15 protein-coding genes are annotated in these 14,580 nt (G+C 66.5%); 3 read left to right on the top strand and 12 right to left on the bottom strand.

What is annotated here, in order from left to right; all coding sequences use genetic code 11:
- Nucleotides 1–145: 145 nt before the first annotated feature.
- Nucleotides 146–493 carry a DUF559 domain-containing protein gene (locus FFS68_RS18240; RefSeq protein ID WP_137754439.1) on the top strand — a complete coding sequence of 116 codons (348 nt, stop codon included), beginning with the start codon at nt 146–148 and terminating at the stop codon, nt 491–493.
- A gap of 217 nt (nt 494–710) precedes the next feature.
- Here the strand turns inward: FFS68_RS18240 and FFS68_RS17270 are convergent, their stop codons facing one another.
- The 5 genes from FFS68_RS17270 to FFS68_RS17250 form a co-directional block, all read right to left on the bottom strand.
- Complete coding sequence (locus tag FFS68_RS17270) at nt 711–1,253, bottom strand: GNAT family N-acetyltransferase (protein ID WP_137754438.1); 543 nt, start codon at nt 1,251–1,253, stop codon at nt 711–713.
- A gap of 7 nt (nt 1,254–1,260) precedes the next feature.
- The gene (gene leuA / locus FFS68_RS17265; protein ID WP_137754437.1) at nt 1,261–2,925 is read right to left on the bottom strand and encodes a 2-isopropylmalate synthase; all 1,665 of its coding nucleotides are present in this window, start codon (nt 2,923–2,925) and stop codon (nt 1,261–1,263) included.
- A 302-nt stretch (nt 2,926–3,227) separates the two neighbouring features.
- Entirely contained in the window at nt 3,228–3,596 is a 369-nt protein-coding gene (locus FFS68_RS17260; protein WP_137754436.1) for a hypothetical protein, read from the bottom strand.
- A 96-nt stretch (nt 3,597–3,692) separates the two neighbouring features.
- Nucleotides 3,693–4,337 (bottom strand): YceI family protein, encoded by a 645-nt coding sequence (locus FFS68_RS17255; RefSeq protein WP_137754435.1) that lies wholly within the window; start codon nt 4,335–4,337, stop codon nt 3,693–3,695.
- 96 nt (nt 4,338–4,433) lie between these two features.
- Nucleotides 4,434–4,838: a hypothetical protein gene (locus tag FFS68_RS17250; protein ID WP_349290395.1), complete on the bottom strand. Its 405-nt coding sequence runs from the start codon at nt 4,836–4,838 to the stop codon at nt 4,434–4,436.
- Nucleotides 4,839–5,000: 162 nt separating this feature from the next.
- Here FFS68_RS17250 and FFS68_RS17245 point away from each other — a divergent pair, with 162 nt between their 5' ends.
- Entirely contained in the window at nt 5,001–5,486 is a 486-nt protein-coding gene (locus tag FFS68_RS17245) for a YHS domain-containing (seleno)protein (RefSeq protein ID WP_212742367.1), read from the top strand.
- A 195-nt stretch (nt 5,487–5,681) separates the two neighbouring features.
- Here the strand turns inward: FFS68_RS17245 and FFS68_RS17240 are convergent, their stop codons facing one another.
- The 7 genes from FFS68_RS17240 to miaA form a co-directional block, all read right to left on the bottom strand.
- Entirely contained in the window at nt 5,682–6,953 is a 1,272-nt protein-coding gene (locus FFS68_RS17240; RefSeq protein ID WP_137754433.1) for an adenosylmethionine--8-amino-7-oxononanoate transaminase, read from the bottom strand.
- 134 nt (nt 6,954–7,087) lie between these two features.
- Nucleotides 7,088–7,696: a dethiobiotin synthase gene (bioD, locus tag FFS68_RS17235; protein ID WP_137754432.1), complete on the bottom strand. Its 609-nt coding sequence runs from the start codon at nt 7,694–7,696 to the stop codon at nt 7,088–7,090.
- Nucleotides 7,693–8,829 (bottom strand): 8-amino-7-oxononanoate synthase, encoded by a 1,137-nt coding sequence (locus FFS68_RS17230; RefSeq protein ID WP_137754431.1) that lies wholly within the window; start codon nt 8,827–8,829, stop codon nt 7,693–7,695. Before FFS68_RS17230 ends, bioD begins: the two co-directional genes overlap by 4 nt.
- Nucleotides 8,830–8,933: 104 nt before the next feature.
- Nucleotides 8,934–9,968 carry a ketol-acid reductoisomerase gene (gene ilvC, locus FFS68_RS17225; RefSeq protein ID WP_137754430.1) on the bottom strand — a complete coding sequence of 345 codons (1,035 nt, stop codon included), beginning with the start codon at nt 9,966–9,968 and terminating at the stop codon, nt 8,934–8,936.
- A gap of 97 nt (nt 9,969–10,065) precedes the next feature.
- Complete coding sequence (ilvN, locus tag FFS68_RS17220; protein ID WP_137754429.1) at nt 10,066–10,581, bottom strand: acetolactate synthase small subunit; 516 nt, start codon at nt 10,579–10,581, stop codon at nt 10,066–10,068.
- 202 nt (nt 10,582–10,783) lie between these two features.
- A complete protein-coding gene (ilvB, locus tag FFS68_RS17215; protein WP_171003944.1) occupies nt 10,784–12,538 on the bottom strand; it encodes a biosynthetic-type acetolactate synthase large subunit in 1,755 nt (584 codons plus the stop codon).
- A 76-nt stretch (nt 12,539–12,614) separates the two neighbouring features.
- A complete protein-coding gene (gene miaA / locus FFS68_RS17210) occupies nt 12,615–13,571 on the bottom strand; it encodes a tRNA (adenosine(37)-N6)-dimethylallyltransferase MiaA (protein ID WP_137754428.1) in 957 nt (318 codons plus the stop codon).
- Between miaA and serB the strand changes: the two genes are divergently transcribed.
- A complete protein-coding gene (gene serB / locus FFS68_RS17205; protein ID WP_137754427.1) occupies nt 13,570–14,454 on the top strand; it encodes a phosphoserine phosphatase SerB in 885 nt (294 codons plus the stop codon). The two genes, miaA and serB, sit on opposite strands and share 2 nt — an antisense overlap.
- The last annotated feature ends 126 nt before the right edge of the window (nt 14,455–14,580 follow it).

The raw sequence follows: 14,580 nt of genomic DNA, 5'->3' as shown, positions 1-14,580 counted from the left end.
GGGTTTTTGGGTTGCTCGCTGTGGTTTAGGGATGGGGGTGTTGGTGGGGGACGACGACGTTGCGTTTTTGCCCCTCCGTCAGTCCTGCGGACTGCCACCTCCCCATGGCCTTCGGCCACAGGGAGGATCGGGTTGGGAGGTTGGGGTGCGGCAGACATCCAAGATTACGGTCAAGAAAGCGCGGGGGCTTCGGCGGAAGATGTCTTTGCCTGAGGTGATGTTGTGGCAGCGGTTGCGGGGGCGGCCGGGTGGGGTGAAGTTTCGGCGGCAGCATCCGGTGGGGGTGTATGTGGCGGATTTTTATGCGGCTGATGCGCGGTTGATCGTCGAGGTCGATGGGCTGGCGCATGATTTTCGGGTGGAGCGGGATTTGGTGCGGGATGCGTGGTTGACGGGGCAGGGGTTTGTGGTGGTTCGGGTGGCGGCGGTTGAGGTTTTTCGGGATGTGGAAGGGGTGGTTGAGGGGTTGGTGCGGTTGGTGACGTCGCGCTAGTGGCCCCTCCGTCAGCCGCTTTGCGGCTGCCACCTCCCCATCGCTTCGCGACAGGGAGGATTTGGGGTGGTTCTGGTTCCTCCCTGTGCCGTAGGCATGGGGAGGGGGACCGCTTGCGAAGCAAGGGGTGGAGGGGCGGCTACGGTTGCGTTTTTGCCCCTCCGTCAGTCCTTCGGACTGCCACCTCCCCATGGCCTTCGGCCACAGGGAGGATTGGTCACGTACTGCCCAGCTGCTTGCCCATGCGGATGAGCGGGACGCTCGCGCCGTTGGGGCCGGGGGCGGCGATCCGTTCGATCGGGATGTAGCCGCAGGCGCGGTAGAGGGGTTCGCCGGACAGGGTGGCCATCAGCTCGGTGCGGGCGAAGCCGGCTTGCTGCGCGGCGGCTTCACAGAGCGCCATCACCATGCGGCCGACGCCCTGTCTTGCAAAGGCGGGGTGGGTGTACATCGCGCGGATGCGGGCGGCGTCGGTGGCGGGGTTGAGAGGGGCGGGGTCGCGCAGGGCGGCGGCGTGGTCACCGCCGTAGAGCGTTGCGCGGTGCGACCAGCCGCCGCAGCCCGCGATCCGATCACCCGCCTCGATCACGAAATAGGTGCCGTCGGCGATCAGCTGGGTGTCGAGGCCCATGACGGCGTGGCTGGCGGCGATCTGGGCGTCGTCGAGGAAGCCCTTTTGCAGTTCGGCGATGGCGAGCGCCATCACCGCGCGCAGCGCGTCGAGGTCCGACGGCTGCGCGAGGCGGTGGCTGAGCGTCATTACGATGTCAGGCGCCGTTGGCGGCGCTCAGGATCGCGCGCACGCTGGCGGTCGCGACGTCGGTGTCGAGGCCGCAGCCGAAGACGCTTTTGCCACCCGCGGTGCGGCATTCGACATAGGCGGCGGCTTGCGCGGTGCTGCCCTGGCCGATCGCGTGCTCGCTGTAATCGACGATGTCCATGACCGGGCCGCCGGATTCGGCGAGCGCGGCGATGACGCTGCTCATCAGGCCGTTGCCGCGGCCGCTGACGCTGCGCGGGGCGCCGTCGATGGTGAGCTTGCCGGCGAAGATGCGGTCGGCGCCGGCATGGCTTTCGGACCAGTCGACGAGCTGGAAGCGCTTGGCCTCGACCTTGAGATACGCGGTGTCGAAGGCGCCCCAGATGTCTTCGGCGGTCAGCTCGCGGCTGGTCTCGTCGGCGAGCGCCTGGACGACATGGCTGAAGCTGGCCTGCATTTTCTTGGGCAGTTTCAGCCCCTTGTCCTGTTCGAGCACCCAGGCGACGCCGCCCTTGCCCGACTGGCTGTTGACGCGGATCACCGCTTCATAGCTGCGTCCAAGGTCGGCGGGGTCGATGGGGAGGTAAGGGACTTCCCAGCGTTCGTCATTCTGGCGCTCGCGCGCGGCGAAGCCTTTTTTGATCGCGTCCTGATGGCTGCCCGAAAAGGCGGTGTAGACCAGCTCGCCGCCATAGGGGTGGCGCGGGTGGACGGGGAGCTGGTTGCAATATTCGACCGTCGCGATGACTTCGTCGATGTTTGAAAAGTCGAGGCCGGGGTCGATGCCCTGCGTGTACATGTTGAGCGCGATGGTGACGAGGCAGCTGTTGCCGGTGCGCTCGCCATTGCCGAACAGGCAGCCCTCGACGCGGTCGGCGCCCGCGAGCAGGCCGAGTTCGGCGGCGGCGACCCCGGTGCCGCGGTCGTTGTGGGTGTGCAGGCTGATGATCGCGGCGTCGCGGTTCGGCAGGTTTTTGGCGAAATATTCGATCTGGTCGGCGTAGATGTTGGGGGTCGACGCCTCGACCGTGGCGGGCAGGTTGAGGATGATCGGATTTTCGGTCGTCGGTTGCAGGATGTCCATCACCGCGGCGCAGCATTCGATGCTGAAATCGAGTTCGGCGGTCGAGAAGGTTTCAGGGCTGTACTGGAAACGCCAGTCGGTGCCGGGGAGGCGCGCGGCATTGTCGCGCAGCTGCTTGGCCCCCTCGATCGCGATCGCCTTGATTTCGGGCATTTCCATGCCGAACACGATGCGGCGCCAGGCGGGGCTGACCGCGTTATAGACGTGGACGATCGCGGTTTTGGCGCCCGCGAGGCTGTCGAAGCTGGTGCGGATGAGGTCGGCGCGGCTTTGGGTGAGCACCTGCGGCGTCACGTCGTCGGGGATGCGGCCGTGCTGGACGAGGCCGGAGATGAAGTCGAACTCGGTCGCGCCGGCGCTGGGGAAACCGACCTCGATCTCTTTCAGGCCGATGCGGCAGAGGAGGTCGAAGAAGCGCGCCTTTTTCTCGGCATCCATCGGGTCGATCAGCGCCTGATTGCCGTCGCGCATGTCGGTGGACAGCCAGATCGGGGCGGCGGTGGTGACGCGGGTGGGCCAGTCGCGCTGGGTCAGCGGAACCTGCGGGAAAGCACTATATTTGACCGAAGGGTCGCGGAGCATGGTCATGGGATTGGTCTTCTGCTGGTCGGTTGCGATGATGTCGATCGGACCCTTGAGCGGGTGGCCGCGACTAACGCGCAGCCAGTGTCACGCCCAAGGGCGTGTAAGTCGCAGAAGCAGGAGGGCGTTGCCGCGCATGGCGGCTCTAGTGATGGAAAATGTCGCGCTTGGCAAGGGGGGAGTGGGAAAATTGCGTGGGCGGGCCTGTCCGGCTTGGCTGGGTGATGAACCGCAAAAATGGCGCCGGACCGCGGGCGGGCCGCGATCCGGCGCAGGCAGGGGATCGTGAATTGCGCGGGGAGCGAGCGTCAGGCGGCTTCGCTCTCCGCGTCGTCCTCGTCCCACGGCTCGAACACCTCGTCCTCGATCATATTGTCGATGGCGTGGACGCGCACCGCGATCAGCCAGTCGGCGAGCGGGCCTTCCCACGCGGCCTCGACCTGGGTGAGCTCGCCCCGATCACTGCCGGCGTCGCTGCCCGCGGGCCGATCGCCGACGAGGTCGAAGTCCTGGACGCCGTCCTCGGGCGGGGTGATGTAAACATGCGGGTCGAGCCGGACATTGGCCCAGCCCGCGGTCGGGGTCAGGCCCTCGGCCTCGACGGTCAGCAGCGCATTTTCCTCGTCGCCGCCGATGAAGGCGTTCACGTCGACAATTTCGCGTACCAGTTCGCTCATCACACGGACTCCTCGCAAAAAGGGGCGGGACCGGTGAGATCCCGCCCCGGTGTTTACGCGGTGCGTGTGACAGATTGGGGTGCGGTTACGCCGCGCTTATTGTTTCTCGAACGCGGCGTGGATTTCGAGTTCGACCGCGTCGCTGACCGCGGGGATGCCATAGGCGATGCCGAAATCGCTGCGGCGGATCGTGGTTTCAGCCTCGAATCCGATGGTCGCTTTCTTGTTATAGGGGTTGGTGCCGGCGCCGTGGAAATCGACGTCGAGAGTGACCGGCTTGGTGACGCCGCCCAGGGTCAGATTGCCGGTGACCTTGGCCTCGTCGCCGTCGTCATCGAGGACGACGCTGGTCGAGACGAATTTGGCGTCGGCGGGAGCGGGGCCGAAGAAGTCGGGCTTGCCGCCATCCTTGCCCGCGCGCAGCAGATGGCCGGTCAGGCCGCTGCTGGCGGTGGTGACCTTGGCGACCGGGATCGTCACATCGACCTTTGACGCGGCGGGATTGGCGGGGTCGATGACGAGCGTGCCGGTGACGTCGCCGAAGATGCCCGTGTACTTGCTGAAGCCGAAATGATCGACTTCCCACACGACCATCGTGTGCCCCGCGTCGGCGGCATAGGTGCCCGCGGCGACGCGCGTCTTGTCGGGGGCGCCGGGGGTGCCGGGGGTGTTCTGGGCGATGACGACGGGAACCGCGACGATAGCGAGCGCGACGGCGGCGAGGGGAGCGATACGGCGCATGGATTGGTCTCCTGTTGGGGGCGTGCAGGCTAGGCGCGCGGGCAGGGCCGCGTCAATCAGCGCACAGGAAACGCAATGTTTCACGCCGCGGTTCCGTCAGCGGGCGCGGCGCGCCTCGAACCATTGGCGCAGCGCGGCGGACGCGCAGCCGGTGAAGCCGTAACTGCCGACCGGCGAGCAGCTGTTCGGGCGGGTGGCGCGGGCGATATTGTCGTAACCCTCGACCTTCGACGCCCAGCTGCCGCCGCCGACGGGGGCGTCGTCCTTCAGTTCCTCGCGCAATTCCTTGGGGACGCGGTAGCGTTCGGATTCGGGCCGCTGCGCGCAGACAATGATCTCGTCACCGACCGGTTCGGGGCAGGGGTCGTCGCCGAAAGTGTAGAGGACCGAGGTTTTCTGTGGCGGTTCGCCTGATTGCGCGAGGCTGTCGTCCTGCGCAGCCGCGGGCGCGGCGACGGCGAGTGCGGCGAGCAGGGTGAGCAGGAGGCCGGTTTTGTTCATCGTCACAGATCGCATTCCCAGACCCCGTTTCCCTGCGGCGCAGCATGAAGCGCCGAGATGAACCTAAGCCGAACCTGTCCGCGTAACCCTTTGCGCTTTGGTAGCGAATTGGGAGTGACGGGGCGTCGGCATCGGGCCGTTGGACTCAGATGGAGATCGATCGTGAAAAACCAAGCCCTGTTCATCCTGCTGGCGGCGGTGGCCGCGCCGCTGTCGTTCGCCGCCTTTGCCCCGCACGCCGAGGCCGCGCCCGTCTATGTCGGGGTCGAGGGCAGCAATATTGCGGTTAGCGGCTATGATGCGGTCAGCTATTTCGACGGCGACGGAGCGCCGGTGAAGGGCAGCGCCGATTTCGCGGTCGCGCATGACGGTGCGGTCTATCATTTTGCCAATGGCGCCAACGCGGCGCGCTTTGCCGCCAATCCGGAGGCGTTCATGCCGCGCTATGGCGGGCATTGCGCGTGGGCGATGTCGCGCGGCTATCTCGCGCCGGGCGATCCGCTGGCCTATGCAGTGGTCGACGGCAAGCTGTATCTGAACTTCAATCAGGAAGTGAAGGCGCAGTGGGACATGAACCGCGCGGGATACATCGCGGCGGCGGAGAAGAATTGGGCGGTGGTGCCGGCGGATGCGAAATTTGGGGGGTGAGGGTGTGAGTCTGCTTTTGGGTGGGGAGGATTGCTCAAGACCGCAATCGGTCGATTTCCGCCATTCGTCTTTTCGTCTTTTCGTCATCCCGGACTTGATCCGGGATCCATAGCCACGGGCGCCGCATGGGCCCCGGATCAAGTCCGGGGTGACGAGGAGGGATAGTTCCTCCCCATGGCTTCGCCACAGGGAGGATCAGATGGTTTCCAGCGACGCGCCGATCGTGTTCCACACCTGCGCCAGTTCTTCGGGCGTGATGCAATAGGGCGGCATCACATAGACGGTGTTGCCGAGTGGGCGGAGCAACACGCCGTGGTCGCGATGATAGGCGATCAGGCGGGGGGCGAGGTTCGAGAGGTAGCCGGAGTCGGGGACGGTGATGTCGAGCGCGGCGATGGTGCCGAGGCGGCGCCGATTGGCGACGCGCGGGTCGTGGCTGAGCAGCGACAGATGTGCGGCCTGGGCGTCGGCGAGGGTGTCGATGCGCTGCTGGACGGGCTCGTCGCGCCAGATTTCGAGGTTGGCGGCGGCGGCGGCGCAGGCGATGGGATTCGCGGTGTAGCTCGACGAATGATAGAAGGTCTTGCTGCGATCGGTCGAATAATGCGCCGCGAAGATCGGTTCGATGCAGAGGGTGACCGCGAGCGGCAGGCTACCGCCGGTGAGGCCTTTCGACAGGCAGATAATGTCGGGGATCACCCCCGCCTGGTCGCAGGCGAAGCGGGTGCCGGTGCGGCCCCAGCCGGTCATCACCTCGTCGGCGATGAAGAGGACGCCGTGGCGGGCGCAAATGCTACGCATCTCGGCGAGCATCCACGCGGGGTATATGAGCATGCCGCCGGCGCCGAGGATGAGCGGTTCGACGATGAAGGCGGCGGGCGGGTTGCCGGTTTTTTGGGGAGCGCAGGCGGCTTCGAGTGCGTCGAGCGTCCTCTGCTCCTGTCCTTCGTGTGGGAAGGGAATGGTATCGACGTCGAACAGCAAGGGCTGCCAGGCGCGGTTGTAGACGCCGCGCTCGCCGACCGACATCGTGCCGATCGTATCGCCGTGATAGCTGTGTTCGAGGACGAGGATGCGGTGGCGCGGCTCGCCAATGTTGAACCAGTAGCCGAGCGCCATTTTCAGCGCGACCTCGACGCTGGTCGAACCCGAGTCCGAGAAGAAGACGCGAGTCAGCGGATCGGGTGTGATGCGGATGAGTTCGGCGGCGAGCGCCTCGGCGGGGGCGTGCGTCCAGCCCGCGAAGATGAGCTGGTCGAGCCGTTCGGACTGGGCGCGGATCGCGGCCATGATGCGCGGGTGGGCGTGACCGTGGGTGGTGACCCACCAGCTGGAGATGGCGTCGATCCAGCTTTGGCCGTCGGCGGCGTAGAGACGGGCGCCTTCGCCGCGGGCGATCAGTGGGATCGGGTCGCCGAGGCCGTGCTGGGTGAAGGGGTGCCAGATGGGGGATTGGTTTGTGGTCATGGCGCGTTCCTTACACCTTCGTCATTCCCGTGAAAGCGGGAACCCAGCGAGTCAGCGTTGCGATTCAGATTGTCACCCTGCGGGTGAGTTTTTCTTTGCGCTGGGTTCCCGCGTTCGCGGGAATGACGAAGTATTTAGCGGAAGTTGGCGAGGTCGAAGTTCGCTTTGAATGCTGCGGCGAGGTTTTCCGGCGTCAGCGGGTCGACGATGGGCAGCCGCCCCAACCGGCGCACGCCGCCGATTGCGGCGATGATCGCTTCGCTGTCCTCCACCGCATCGCCGAGGAAGGCGATACCGTGGATCGGGACGCCGCGTGCGCGCAGCGCTTCGATCGTCAGCAGGCTGTGGTTGATCGTGCCGAGCGCGGTGCGGGCGCAGACGATCGCCGGGATTTGCCAGCGCGCGAACAGGTCGGCGTAAAGGGTGGTGCGGGTGACCGGGACGAGCGCGCCGCCGGCGCCCTCGACGATGAGGTTGCCGGGGGGCGGGGTGAGCGCGGCGAGGTCGATGGTGATGCCGTCGATTTCGGCGGCGATGTGGGGCGAGGCGGGAGTGTTCAGGCGATAGGTTTCGGGGAGGATTGCAACATTGGCGAGGCGTGCGACGACCGCGCTGTCGGTTTCGTCGTCGAGGCCTGCCTGGATCGGTTTCCAATAAGGCGCGCCGGTCGCTCCCGCGAGCGCGGCCGAAAAGATCGTCTTGCCGATGCCGGTGTCGGTGCCGGTAACGACGAAGCGCATCATGCGGCGGCCATTGCGTGGGCCAGCGCGTCGGCCATCGCGTCGATGTCGGCTTCGTCGACGTTGAGGGTGATCGCGATGCGCAGGCGCGCGGTGCCGTGGGGGACGGTCGGCGGGCGGATGCCGCGAATGTCGAACCCTGCATCGCGGAGCGCCGCCGCGATCCGCATCGTGCGCTGGTTGTCGCCGACGATCACCGGCAGGATCTGGGTGCCGCTGGCCGGGATGCCGAGGGGGACGAGGCGTTCGGCGGCGTGGCGGACGACGGCGTGGAGGCGCGCCTGGCGTTCGGGCTGGTTGGCGACGATCTCGATCGCCTGACGGACGAGCCACGCCATCAGCGGCGACGGCGCGGTCGAGAAGATGAAGGGGCGGCCGCGGTTGACGATGAAGTCGGCGGCGATCGCGGGGGCGCAGAGCAGCGCGCCCTCGGCGCCGAGCGCCTTGCCGCAGGTGTGGAGGGTGACAAGATTGTCGCGGCGGCCGAGGGTGTGCGCGAGCCCGGCGCCGCCGGGACCGAAGACGCCGGTCGCGTGCGCCTCGTCGACCACCAATATGGCGTCGTGGCGGTCGGCGACCGCGGCGAGATCGGTCAGCGGGGCGCGGTCGCCGTCCATGCTATAGAGGCTTTCGACCGCGATCCACGGGGTTCCCGCGCCGCCGCCGGTGCGCCAGCGGGTGATGAGGTCGTCGAAGGCCTGGGCGTCGTTATGCGCGGCGGCGATCGTTCCGGCGCGGCCGAGCTTCATGCCATCATGGGCGCTGGCGTGGATCAGTTCGTCGTGGACGATCAGATCGCCGCGCTGCGGCAGGGTGGCGAAGAGTGCGGCGTTGGCGGCGAAACCGGTGGGGAAGAACAGCGCCGCCTCGCTGCCATAATGGCGCGCAGCGTGCGCTTCGAGTGCTTCATGTTCGGGGTGGTTGCCGCGCAGCAGGCGCGAGCCGCCCGACCCGGCGGGGAGGCCGCGCTCCATGCCCGCGGTGAGGGCGGCGCGCAGCGCATCGCTATCGGCGAGACCGAGATAATCGTTCGAGGCGAAGTCGCGCCCGGCGCGCGGCGCGAGGGCGCGGCGGCGGTTGTCTGCCGCGAGCGCGACGAGATCGCGGCGGTGGGTGTCGAAGGGAGAGTTTCGCATCCTGTCCTATCCTTCGTCATTCCCGCGAAAGCGGGAACCCGGTAGCACCGTCGGCTCGCTGGGTCCCCGCTTTCGCGGGAATGACGAAGTTGGGTATGGTCAGATCAATTCTTGGCTTTATCGACCAGCTGGTTCTTGGCGATCCACGGCATCATCGCGCGCAGTTCGCCGCCGACCTGTTCGATCGGATGCGCCGCGGCGGCCTTGCGGCTGGCTTTCAGTTCGGGCTGGCCGGCCTGGTTGTCGAGGACGAAATCCTTGACGAAGCGGCCCGACTGAATGTCGGCGAGGACGCGCTTCATTTCCTTCTTCGTTTCGTCGGTGATGATGCGCGGGCCGGTTTTGATGTCGCCATATTCGGCGGTGTTGCTGATCGAATAGCGCATGTTGGCGATGCCGCCTTCATAGAGCAGGTCGACGATCAGCTTGGTTTCGTGGAGGCATTCGAAATAGGCCATTTCGGGGGCGTAGCCCGCCTCGACCAAGGTCTCGAAACCCGCCTGGATCAGGTGGGTGATGCCGCCGCACAGCACCGCCTGTTCGCCGAAGAGGTCGGTTTCGCACTCTTCCTTGAAGGTCGTCTCGATGACGCCGCTGCGCCCGCCGCCGACGGCACTGGCGTAGGAGAGGGCGAGCGCCTTGGCATAGCCGTTGCCGGTGTTGCCCGCGGCTTCCTGTGCGACCGCGATCAGGCAGGGGACGCCGCCGCCGCGCTGATATTCGCTGCGCACGGTGTGGCCGGGGCCCTTCGGCGCGACCATGAAGACGTCGATGTCGGGGCGCGCCTCGATCAGGCCGAAATGGATGTTGAGGCCGTGGGCAAAGGCGAGCGCGGCGCCGGGCTTCATGTTGTCGGCGAGGTCGTCGGCGTAGATTTTCGCCTGATGCTCGTCGGGGGCGACGACCATGATGACGTCGGCCCATTCGGCGGCCTGCTTGTTGGTCAGCACCTTGAAGCCGGCGGCTTCGGCCTTTTTGGCGGTCGCCGAACCGGGGCGGAGCGCGACGGCGACTTCGGCGACGCCGCTGTCGCGCAGGTTCTGCGCGTGGGCGTGGCCCTGGCTGCCGTAGCCGACGACGGCGACCTTTTTGCCCTTGATCAGATCCTGGTCGGCGTCGCGATCGTAATAAACCTGCATGTCTTTCTTCCCTATTATTCGTCATCCCAGCGCAAGCTGGGATCGGTCTCGGTGTTAAACTGCATGCGATCCCGGCTTTCGCTGGGATGACGTTGATTCAGAGCGCCTCCGGCCCGCGGCCGATGGCGACGACGCCGGTGCGGCCGACTTCGACCAGACCGCATTCGCGCATCAGCGCGATGAAGCGGTCGACCTTGTCGCTCGTCCCGGTAATTTCGAAGATGAAGCTGCTGAGCGTCGTATCGACGACCTTGGCGCGGAAGACGTCGGCCATGCGAAGCGCCTCGATGCGCTTGTCGCCGCTGCCCGCGACCTTGACCAGCGCGATCTCGCGCTCGACATGCGCCCCGCCGTCGGCAAGGTCGGTGACCGAGTGGACGGGCACCAGCCGGTCGAGCTGGGCGATGATCTGATCGATCACCGGCGGCGGGCCGTTGGTGACGATGGTGATGCGCGAGAGCGCGTGATCGGCGCTGATGTCGGCGACGGTCAGGCTTTCGATATTATAGCCGCGCGCCGAGAACAGCCCGGTGATCTTGGCGAGAATGCCCGCTTCGTTATCGACGGTGACGGCGAGCACATGGCGCTCGCCTGCTTCGGTTTTGATTTTCATTGGGAAGTTCCTCCCCTCTCCCCTTGCGGGAGAGGGTTGCGAAGCCTTGGCAGCTTGCTGCCTAGTCGAAGCTGGGTGAGGGGTATGCGCGCCATCGGCGCGCGGGGCCGCTCCCCCTCTCTAAGACTTGCTAGGCGGCAAGCCGCCAAGCCAAGTCTTTTCTCCCCCGCCGGGGGGGAGATGATTTGTCCGAAATGTCGCATCACACCAATGCTTTCGCTTCGTCGTCCATCGTGCCGGTGACGTCGCTCGGCTGGAGGAGCATGTCGGTGTGCGCGGCGCCCGAGGGGATCATCGGGAAGCAGTTGGCGAGCTGCGCGACGCGGCAGTCGACGATCACCGGGCCGGGGGTCTCGATCATCTTGGCGATGCCGTCGTCGAGCTGGCCCAGCGTGTCGATGCGCAGGCCGGTCCAGCCATAGGCGTCGGCGAGTTTGACGAAGTCGGGCAGGCTGTCCGAATAGCTGTTCGAATAGCGGCTTTCGTAGGTCAGTTCCTGCCACTGGCGGACCATGCCCATCCACTGGTTGTTGAGGATGAATATTTTCACCGGCAGGCGATATTGCGCGACGGTGCCCATTTCCTGGATGTTCATCTGCAGGCTGGCCTCGCCCGCGATGCAGATGACGAGGCGGTCGGGCTTGGCGATCTGCGCGCCGACCGCGGCGGGGAAGCCGTAACCCATCGTGCCGAGCCCGCCGCTGGTCAGCCAGCGGTTGGGGCTGTCGAAATGGAAATGCTGCGCCGCCCACATCTGGTGCTGGCCGACCTCGGTGGTGATGATCGGGTCCATGCCGCGGGTCGCGTCGAACAGCGCCTTGACCGCGCGCTGCGGCATGATTTCGGCGCCATCCTCTTTCTTTTCGGGGAAATCGAGGCAGCGCGTCGCGCGCCAGCCGTCGACGCGGCGCCACCATTCGCCCAGATCGCGCGGCGTGTGCCCCGCGTCCTGCCACCCCGCGATGATCGCATCGAGCGCGCGCCCGGCGTCGCCGACGACGGCGAGGTCGACGGGGATGATCTTGTTGATCGAGCTGCGGTCGATGTCGATGTGGATCTTTTTGGAATCGGGCGAGAAGGCGTCGAGACGGCCGGTGACCCGGTCGTCGAAGCGCGCGCCGACCGCGATGATCAGGTCGGCGCGGTTCATCGCCATATTGGCCTCGAACGTGCCGTGCATGCCGAGCATGCCGAGCCATTTGTCATCGTCGGCGGGGAAAGCGCCGAGGCCCATGAGGGTCGAGGTGACCGGCGCGCCGGTGAGCGCGACGAGCTGGCGCAAAGCGGCACTCGCATCGGGGCCGGCGTTGATGACGCCGCCGCCGGTGTAGAAGATCGGACGCTCGGCCGCGGCGATCATCGCGACCGCGGTGGCAATCGCATCGGCGTCGGGTTCGACCTGCGGGCGATAGCTTTTATGCTCGATCATTTCGGGCACGCTGTAGGTGCCGGTGGCGACCTGAACATTTTTGGGGATGTCGATGACCACCGGGCCGGGGCGGCCGTTGGTGGCGATGTAAAAGGCCTCGTGCATGATCGCGCCGAGGCGGGCGGGATCCATGACCAGATAATTATGCTTGGTGCAGTGGCGGGTGATGCCGACGGTGTCGCATTCCTGGAACGCATCGGTGCCGATCAGCGTCGTCGGCACCTGCCCCGTCAGGACGACCATCGGGATCGAATCCATCAGGGCATCGGTGATGCCGGTGACCGCGTTGGTCGCGCCGGGCCCCGAGGTGACGAGCACGACGCCGGGCTTGCCGGTCGCGCGGGCATAGCCCTCGGCCGCGTGGGTTGCCGCCTGTTCGTGGCGGACGAGAATATGCTTGATCGTCGGGTGCTTATAGAGCGCGTCATAGATCGGAAGGACCGCACCGCCCGGATAGCCGAACACCGTGTCGACCCCAAGGTCGACCAGCGCCTGAACCACCATGTCGGCACCACTCATTTCCGTCACGACGAAACTCCTTTCACGTATCGCGATTGCGGCGCTTGTGCGCTGCAACAGGGTTGCGGGCAATAGGTATATGATTCTATCCTGTCAACAGTCTTTCACGTAATATTATTACTAATTCATCAACAGAATCGTTGTTTAGTGACTCGGTGTGCCGCGGCCAATCGGCGGGGGGCTGGTGACGAAACCACGTAAATTGACGCTTGGCATATTGGCGGGTGGCCGCCTGCGCGAGGTCGAGGGCGGCGGCGCGGTCGATGGTGCCCGACAGATATTGCGCGATCTGGGGGACGCCGATGGCGCGCATGGCGGGAAGATCGGGGTCGAGATGGCGGGCGAGCAAGGCTGCGGCCTCTTCGACGCCGCCGCCGTCGAACATCTGGACCAGCCGCTCGTCGCAGCGATCGCGCAGCCACTCGCGCGGCGGGAGGAGGATCAGGGGGGCGAGGGTGATGGCGTCGGCGATGCCGCCTTCGCGCGATTCCTGCCAGTGGCCGAGCGGGCGCCCGGTCGATCGGACAACCTCGAGCGCGCGAGCGATGCGGGTGGCGTCGGCAGGGTTCAGGCGCGCCGCCGCCGCGGGATCGAGCCAGGTCAGCGCGGCATGGGCATCGGCGACGGGCAGCGCGCGCACCGCCAGGCGAATGTCGGGGTCGATATCGGGCACCGGCGCGATGCCATAGAGCAAGGTGCGCAGGTACAGGCCGGTGCCGCCGACGAGGATCGGGATGTCGCCCGCGGCGTGTGCGGCGGCGATGGCGGCGCGCGCTTCATCGGCCCAGCGCGCGGCGTTGTGCGCCTCCGTCGCGTCGATATGGCCGAAGAGATGGTGGGGGATGCCCGCCATTTCGTCGTCGCTCGGGCGCGCCGAGAGGATCGCGAGGTCGGTATAGACCTGGCTGGCATCGGCATTGATCACGACGCCGCCGACGGCTTTCGCCACCGCCACCGCCAATGCGCTCTTGCCGCTGGCGGTGGGTCCGGCGATAAGTGCGACAGGTGGCCGTGGGCCGAAAGAGGATGAAGGAGCAGCCATGTTCGTCGCGACGCTGATAGCAGCCGGAAAGCTGACCGACGAGGTGGTTCGCGAAGCGATCGACCGGCTCGACGCGACGGGGCATGATGTCGGGGCGCCGCACTGGCTGGATGTCGGCGATGCCGCCGACATCGTCTTTCACGGCAGCCTGGTCAGCGCGCGTGCCGCACTGGCGCTGATGGACCATGGCGCGCTCGACACGATCGTCCAGCCGCTGGGCGATCGGACCAAAAAACTGATCATCGCCGACATGGATTCGACGATGATTACCGTCGAATGCATCGACGAACTGGCGGACTATGCGGGGCTGAAGCCCGAGATTGCGGCGATCACCGAACGCGCGATGCGCGGCGAGTTGGATTTCCGGGCGGCGCTGATCGAGCGCGTCGGGTTGCTGGCCGGGATGCCCGAAGCGACCTTGGTCGAGTGCCGGATGGAGCGGGTGAAACTGACGCGCGGCGCGCGCACTTTGGTGCAGACGATGAAGGCGCATGGCGCGTATTCGGTGCTGGTGTCGGGGGGCTTTATGCCGTTCGCCGGGCCGGTTGGCGAAGCGATCGGGTTCGACAAGGTGCTGGCGAACGAGCTGGAGATTCAGGGCGGCAAGCTGACCGGGCGGGTGATCGAGCCGATCGTCGACAGCGCCGCAAAGCTGGAGACGCTGAAAGCCGAGGCGGCGAAGCACGGCCTGCCGCTTGCCGACACGCTGGCGGTCGGCGACGGCGCCAACGATATTCCGATGATCACGTCGGCGGGCCTGGGGGTCGGCTATTATCCGCACCCGGCGGCGGGCGAGGCCGCGGCGGCGGTGATCCGCCACCATGACCTGACCGCGCTGCTGTGGGCGCAGGGCTATCCGCGGCGGTCGTGGGTGCTGGGGTAGGTTTGGCGGGTAACGACTGATTGCGGACGTTCTTCTCCCCTCCCTTCCAGGGAGGGGTCGGGGGTGGGTGGCCGCCGAAGGCGGCGCTCTGCCTCGGCTCGCTAGCGCTCGCACCCACCCCTAACC

This window comes from Sphingopyxis sp. L1A2A, from assembly GCF_005502465.1.
GTDB lineage: Bacteria > Pseudomonadota > Alphaproteobacteria > Sphingomonadales > Sphingomonadaceae > Sphingopyxis.
Note: the sequence above shows the minus strand (reverse complement) of the source record. Positions and strands in the feature narration are given on the sequence as shown.